Raw genomic sequence first — 6,369 nt, forward strand, 5'->3', positions numbered from 1 at the left:
CCGAGGCGGCGTCGACGCTCGTCGTGAGGCCGGCGTCCCTGGCCAGATCCAACGCACGCCGCCCCGCGTCCCGCGACCGGTCGTCGAGCAGCGTGTATCCGGACAGGTGCAGGTGGCCTACGCTCGCGTGGCCGTCCGGGCTCATGCCCGCATCGCTGTCTCGGATCGCCGCTGACACGTCGTCGGGGTCGAGCAGCGCGTTCGCGCCACGGTCGCTGATCATGGTGCGCTCATCGCCGTGCGTCAGGACGATGACGCAACCGGTTGCCACGCCGGGCCGCACCGCCACCCGGGTCCGCGCACCAGCCTCGCGTAGCTCGGCCAGCCGGTCATGACCCGCCTGGTCATCGCCGACCGCGCCGACAAATGTGACGTCGGTGCCGATCGATGCCAGCCATGCCGCGGTGTTCGCCGCCTGGCCGCCGCCGCTCACGCGGATCTCGGCGGGCGTGTCGGACCCGACCGCGAGCCGCACCGTGCTCATCGAGTCCGAGCTCATGGAATCCGCGCCCGCGGACACGAGTGTCGCCATGACATCGGTGACCACATCGCCGACGACGATCACGACGCGGGCTTCGCGGCGGCCACGGCGATCCGCGCCGCCAGTGCGGCGTTCGCAAGGATGATCCGGATGTTGGTGGCCAGGCTGGCGCCGCCGGTCGCACTGTGGAAGTGCGCCAGCAGCACCGGCGTGACCTCCTTGCCCGTGACGTGATCGCGTTCGACGACCGCCAAGGCCTCGGCGAGGACCCGATCATGCAGTTCCGGGTCGAGCTGTTGCGACTCCGGCAGCGGGTTGGCCACCACCAGCGCACCCGGATTCACCCCGTACGATCGCTGCGCATGCCACGCCCGCGCGATCTGGTCCGCTGAGTCCAGCTGCCAGTCCAGCTCAAACCCACTGTCGGTGATGAAGAACCCCGGGAAGCGTGTCGTCTGGTAGCCGGCGACACCGACGCCCAGAGTCTCCAACCGCTCCAATGTCGCGCCGACGTCCAGGATCGACTTCACACCCGCGCAGACGACCACGATCGGCGTGCGGGCCAGCGTCGTCAGGTCGGCCGATTCGTCGAAGGTCTCCCCCGCCTGCCGATGTACCCCGCCCAGCCCGCCGGTGGCGAAGACCCCGATGCCCGCCGACGCCGCGACAGCACTGGTGCTGGCGACCGTCGTCGCGCCGTCGGCGCCGCGAGCCGCCGCGATCGGCAGGTCCCGGGCGGACAGCTTGATCACGTCGTCACTCGTCGCCAGCCTGGTCAGCGACTCGTCGTCCAGCCCGACGGTCAGTTCCCCGGCCACCATGCCCATCGTCGCCGGGACGGCCCCATGCGCGCGGACCGCCGCTTCGATCTCGCGCGCTACCCGCAGGTTGTCCGGCCGCGGAAGGCCGTGCGAGATGATCGTGCTCTCCAAGGCGACCACCGGACGGCCGTCGGCCAGCGCCGCGCGCACCTCGGCGGCGATATGAATCATTGGTTCAGACACACTCCGGACGCTACCTCGCCACGCCTGAGCAGCGGCTCACGGCACGCACATCCACGCGGACCAGCGGCTGGATGTGATATCGGCCGCGCACCACTATGTGGTTTGATGCGCACATGTGCACACGACGACGCCCCACATGATGGGCGAACGCGACGACCGGTCCTGGGCGGACGACGTCGACGGTCCGGATGCGCAGCCCGATCACCAAGGCCACGGCTCCACGCGGCACCCGCGCGGCCGGTCGCGTGCGGGCATGGGTCACGATCGGTCCTCGGAGTTCGAGCTCGTCATCGATGCGCTTCAGGGCATTGCCGTGTTCATCCTCGCGATCGTCCTGACCGTGGCTCTGCTCGGCCGCGATCACGGCTTCGAGATCCTGGTCTCCATCGCACTCGTCCTGCTCTGGTGGCCCGTGGTCCTGGTGCATAGCAGGCGATTCTCCTGGGCGGGGCATATCGTCGCCGCGGCGTGCGTACTGAGCCTGCTCATCGGGCTGGGGATCTTCTTCCTCGGCGCTTTGTGGCAGACGCGGCTCATCGTGCTCGCACCGATCCTCGTCGCCGTGCTGATCGCCGCCCGCAGCCGGTGGCCCGCCGAGTCCGCGCCGTCCACCCAATCACCCGACGACGAGTTCATTCCCGACACGCCGAGGTCCATCAACCTCTCGGTCTGGCTGATGCTCGCCGCCGCCGGCCTCGAGATCGTCCGCTTGGTCCTGCTTGTCGTCGGCCGCGACGGAACCGACGACGTCGTGCGCGCCTTCTACACGGCGTTCGGCGGCGACCTGGTGGACGGTGGATCCGGACGGCTGCTCACGAACGGGTTCCGCATGCTCGTGGTCGCCGCGGTCGTCATGGCCGCCGCGTGGCTCTGGCTGAGCTGGGCAGGCAGCAGGGGTTACCGGTGGGCAGGCGACGTTCCCGTGGCGCTGAGCACCATCTACGTGCTCAGCTTGGCTCCGATGATCTTCCTCGGCGACGTCCGTGCACCGCTCGCCTTCGGCGGCCTCGCCGTCGTCCAGGCCGGACTCGCGGTCACCGTCGCCGTCCAGCTGCACACGTCCGAGGCTCGCCACTACATCAGCGTTGTGTCCCGGATGACCTGAGACCGGTGCACGCCGGCCTCAGGTCATCTCCCTCCTGATCAGGTGTGCGTCGTCGGCGGGACGAAGGTCTCCTTGATGGCCCGGGTGGACGTCCACCGCTGCAGGTTCTGCGGCGCACCGGCCTTGTCGTTGGTCCCCGACGCCCGTGCACCACCGAAGGGCTGCTGGCCGACGACGGCGCCGGTCGGCTTGTCGTTGATGTAGAAGTTCCCGGCGGCGAAGCGCAACGCCTGGCTGGCGTGCGCGATCGCGGCGCGGTCCTGGGCGATGACGGCGCCGGTCAGGCCGTACGGCGCCACGTCCTCCATCTGCTCGACGACGCGCTCGTAGTCGGCGTCTTCGTACACGTGGACGGCCAGGAACGGGCCGAAGTACTCGGTGCTGAAGACCTCGTCGCGCGGGTCGTCGCATTCCACGATGGTCGGCCGGACGAAGTAGCCCGCCGAGTCGTCGTAGGTTCCGCCGGCGATCACGTTCGTCGACGGCTGCGCGTGCGCGCGGTCGATCGCGGCCTTCAACCGGGCGAACGAACGAGAGTCGATGACGGCTCCCATGAAGTTGCCGAAGTCCCGGACGTCGCCCATCGGCAGCTCCTGCACGGTGGCGACGAGGTCGTCCCGTATCCGCCGCCACACGCTGCGCGGTACGTAGGCGCGGGACGCCGCCGAGCACTTCTGACCCTGGAACTCGAACGCCCCGCGGATCATCGCCGCCCGCAGCACCGCCGGATCCGCCGACGGGTGCGCGAGGATGAAGTCCTTGCCACCCGTCTCACCGACCACCCGCGGGTAGGAACGGTAGGACGTCAGGTTCTCCCCCACCGAGCGCCACAGGTGCTGGAACGTCGCCGTGGAGCCGGTGAAGTGGATGCCGGCCAGCGACGGGTCGGCAAGCGCCACGTCGGAGACCGCGACGCCGTCGCCCGGCAGCATGTTGATCACGCCCGGCGGCATTCCGGCCTCCTCCAGCAGCCGCATCGTCCAGTACGCGGCGAACTGCTGGCTCGGGGCCGGCTTCCAGAGCACGGTGTTGCCCATCAGAGCCGGTGCGGTCGGCAGGTTCCCGGCGATGGCGGTGAAGTTGAACGGCGTGACCGCGTAGACGAAGCCCTCCAGCGGGCGGTGGTCGAGCCGGTTCCACACCCCGGGTGCGTTCGCCGCCGGCTGCTCGGCGAGGATCTGCCGCGCGAAATGCACGTTGAACCGCCAGAAGTCGATCAGCTCGCATGCCGAGTCGATCTCCGCCTGCACGAAGGTCTTGCTCTGCCCCAGCATGGTCGCCGCGTTGACGGTGTCCCGCCACGGCCCGGACAGCAATTCTGCGGCCTTGAGGATGACGGCGGCACGGTCGTCGAAGCTCATCGCCCGCCAGGCCGGTGCCGCATCGGCGGCCGCAGTGACCGCCGCTCGCGCGTCGTCCCGCGTCGACGAGCGGAACGTCCCGAGCACGTGCCCGTGGTCGTGCGGCTGCACCACTGTCTGCTCGGCGCCGCCGCCGGTCCGCCACTCACCCGCGATCGACGCCGGCAGCTCGATCTGATCGGATGCGAGCTCCTTGAGCTTCGCCTCCAGCCGGCCACGCTCGGCGCTCCCCGGCGCGTAGGCCTTCACCGGCTCGTTCACGGGCAGGGGCGGATGGGTGACAGCGTCCACGGCGCTTTCCTTTCGTCGGCGGGTTGAGGGGCAGGGTGGTGCTAGCGGGTCAGCACGGATCGGAGGAAGAACGTCAGGTTGGCCGGGCGCTCGGCCATCCGGCGCATCAGGTAGCCGTACCAGTCGGCGCCGTAGGGCAGGTAGACGCGGACCTGGCTGCCGGTCCCGGCCAGACGGCGCTGCTCACGCGGACGGATGCCGTACAGCATCTGGTACTCATAGCTGCCCGGTGCTCTGTCGTTCCTGGCGGCCAATGCACTGGCCACCTGAAGCATCCGCGCGTCGTGCGTGGCGACCATCGGGTGCGCCGAGCCGGCCATCAGGATCCGCAGGCAGCGGACGTAGGAACAGTCGACGTCATGCTTCGACGGGTAGGCGACACCGGCGGGCTCGGCGTAGGCACCCTTGACCAACCGCACCCGCGAACCGTCGTACGCGAGGTCGCGGCAGTCCTGTTCGGTCCGTCGCAGGCACGACTGCAGCACCGCACCCACCCACGGGAAGTCGGCACGCAGCTCGCGGACGGTCTCAAGGGTGGAGTCGACCGTCGTGTGGTCCTCCATGTCGACCGTGACGGTCGTGCCGGCACGTTGCGCCGCCGCGCAGATGGCACGTGCGTTCTCCAGCGCGATGCGGCGTCCGTCTCCGGGTAACGCCTGGCCTACGGCGGACAGCTTCAGCGAGACCTCGGCCCAGGCGGCGATGCCTTCTCGGCCGAGCCGTTCAAGAAGACCCACGTATGCGTCGCGGGTGTCCTGGGCGCGGGCGACGTCGATGGTGTCCTCGCCGAGGCGGTCGACGGTGACCGCGAGGCCCGACATGATCAGCCGCTCCGCGGCGCCGGCCACGTCGTTCTCGCTCTCACCCGCGACGAAGCGATCCACCAGCCGACGCGACACCGGCGTGCTGGTGACCAGGTGCTTCACCCGAGGGCTACGCGACGCCGCCAGCAGCGTGGGACCGAGCACATGACCTCCCCGATAGGGTGACGCGTCGTGAATCCCTCACGCGCGCACGACGCGGCGCCCGGGCTACGCACGGGCGGTTGACGGCGAAACTACGCATCCATCCGGCATGCGCACAGCGGACAGGTGCCACACAGTAATGACGCTGGTTTGTACAAATGCTCAATCGGCCTGGACTTTACGGCTCTGGCCTGCAAGAATCCCGACACGATGGCTCACTGGAGGACGGCTATGCGACCCGAGCTTCAGGACATCGTCGATGAGGTGTCCCGGGTTCTGCGTAAACCGGCCACCCTCGAGGATCGCCACTTCAACCTGGTCGCCTTCGGCTCGCACCACGCCGGTATCGACGAGGTCCGCCAGAACACCATCCTGGGGCGGCAATCGTCAGCCGGGGTGCGCAGCTGGTTCGAGCAGTTCGGTATCACCACCGCCGACCAGCCGGTGCGCATCCCGTCGTCGCCGGAGCGCGGGGTGCTTGGCCGGCTGTGCCTGCCGGTGCGCTGGCGTGGCATCACCTACGGTTACCTGTGGATGCTCGATCCGGACGAGGAGATCGACGACGCCGGGGTGAGGGCCGCGTTCGAGCTGGCGGCTCGTGCCGGTGCCTTGATGGCCCAGCAGGCACGGGTCCGGGACGACCTCGGCTACAAGCTGTGGGACGTGCTGTCCGCGGACCCGGAGATCGCCGAGCGCGCGGCGAGCGAGATCGACGACGACGGGATCATCACCCGCGGCACGCCGGTCGCCGCCGTCGACATCCGCACAGCCGTGACCTCGCCCGAGGCCGGCCGGCCGCTCCCGCTGAACCTGTCCCAGCTGCCGCGCTCGGTCCTGGTCTCGGTCGAGGACGACCACGCGACGCTGCTGCTGCCGGCGCCGCCGCCGCGTTCCTCCGCGGCGGCAGAATCCTCGCTGACGACAGACCCCTCGTCGACGGCATACCCCTCGTCGACGGCATACCCCTTGTCGGCGGCCGACCTCATGCCCGCACGACAGATCGCCGATCGGCTGCTGGACTCTCCGGCAGACTGGTTCGACGAAGCCGACCCGGTCGAGCTCATCGCCGGGATCGGCGCGCCCCGTACCGACCTCGCACACGCTCGAGGCTCCTGGCAGGAGGCACGGCTGGCGACCCGCGTCGCGCAGGCCGTTCCGGCAC

6 protein-coding genes are annotated in these 6,369 nt (G+C 69.7%); 2 read left to right on the forward strand and 4 right to left on the reverse strand.

Annotated elements, in window-relative coordinates; translation table 11 throughout:
* Positions 1–532: carbohydrate kinase family protein (locus tag ELR45_RS39560; protein ID WP_420813974.1), on the reverse strand; the 532-nt coding region annotated here is incomplete at its 3' end.
* Between the two features lie 29 nt (positions 533–561).
* Complete coding sequence (locus ELR45_RS29415) at positions 562–1,473, reverse strand: pseudouridine-5'-phosphate glycosidase (RefSeq protein ID WP_129669492.1); 912 nt, start codon at positions 1,471–1,473, stop codon at positions 562–564.
* A 148-nt stretch (positions 1,474–1,621) separates the two neighbouring features.
* Between ELR45_RS29415 and ELR45_RS29420 the strand changes: the two genes are divergently transcribed.
* The gene (locus ELR45_RS29420) at positions 1,622–2,590 is read left to right on the forward strand and encodes a hypothetical protein (protein WP_129669472.1); all 969 of its coding nucleotides are present in this window, start codon (positions 1,622–1,624) and stop codon (positions 2,588–2,590) included.
* A gap of 38 nt (positions 2,591–2,628) precedes the next feature.
* On the opposite strand, the gene pruA is transcribed toward ELR45_RS29420, so the two are convergent.
* Both pruA and ELR45_RS29430 read right to left on the reverse strand, forming a co-directional pair.
* Positions 2,629–4,242 (reverse strand): L-glutamate gamma-semialdehyde dehydrogenase, encoded by a 1,614-nt coding sequence (pruA, locus tag ELR45_RS29425; protein WP_129669473.1) that lies wholly within the window; start codon positions 4,240–4,242, stop codon positions 2,629–2,631.
* 41 nt (positions 4,243–4,283) lie between these two features.
* Positions 4,284–5,210 carry a proline dehydrogenase family protein gene (locus tag ELR45_RS29430; RefSeq protein ID WP_129669474.1) on the reverse strand — a complete coding sequence of 309 codons (927 nt, stop codon included), beginning with the start codon at positions 5,208–5,210 and terminating at the stop codon, positions 4,284–4,286.
* A gap of 228 nt (positions 5,211–5,438) precedes the next feature.
* Between ELR45_RS29430 and ELR45_RS36000 the strand changes: the two genes are divergently transcribed.
* The coding region (locus ELR45_RS36000; protein ID WP_165368210.1) for a CdaR family protein at positions 5,439–6,369 on the forward strand (931 nt) is incomplete at its 3' end.

It is taken from the genome of Phytoactinopolyspora endophytica (assembly GCF_004138495.1).
GTDB lineage: Bacteria > Actinomycetota > Actinomycetes > Jiangellales > Jiangellaceae > Phytoactinopolyspora > Phytoactinopolyspora endophytica.

What these genes read in the sequence shown, in the direction of transcription:
- ELR45_RS29415 (WP_129669492.1), bottom strand. Translation starts at nt 1,473, where the DNA reads ATGATTCATATCGCCGCCGAGGTGCGCGCGGCGCTGGCCGACGGCCGT.
- ELR45_RS29420 (WP_129669472.1), top strand. Translation starts at nt 1,622, where the DNA reads ATGATGGGCGAACGCGACGACCGGTCCTGGGCGGACGACGTCGACGGT.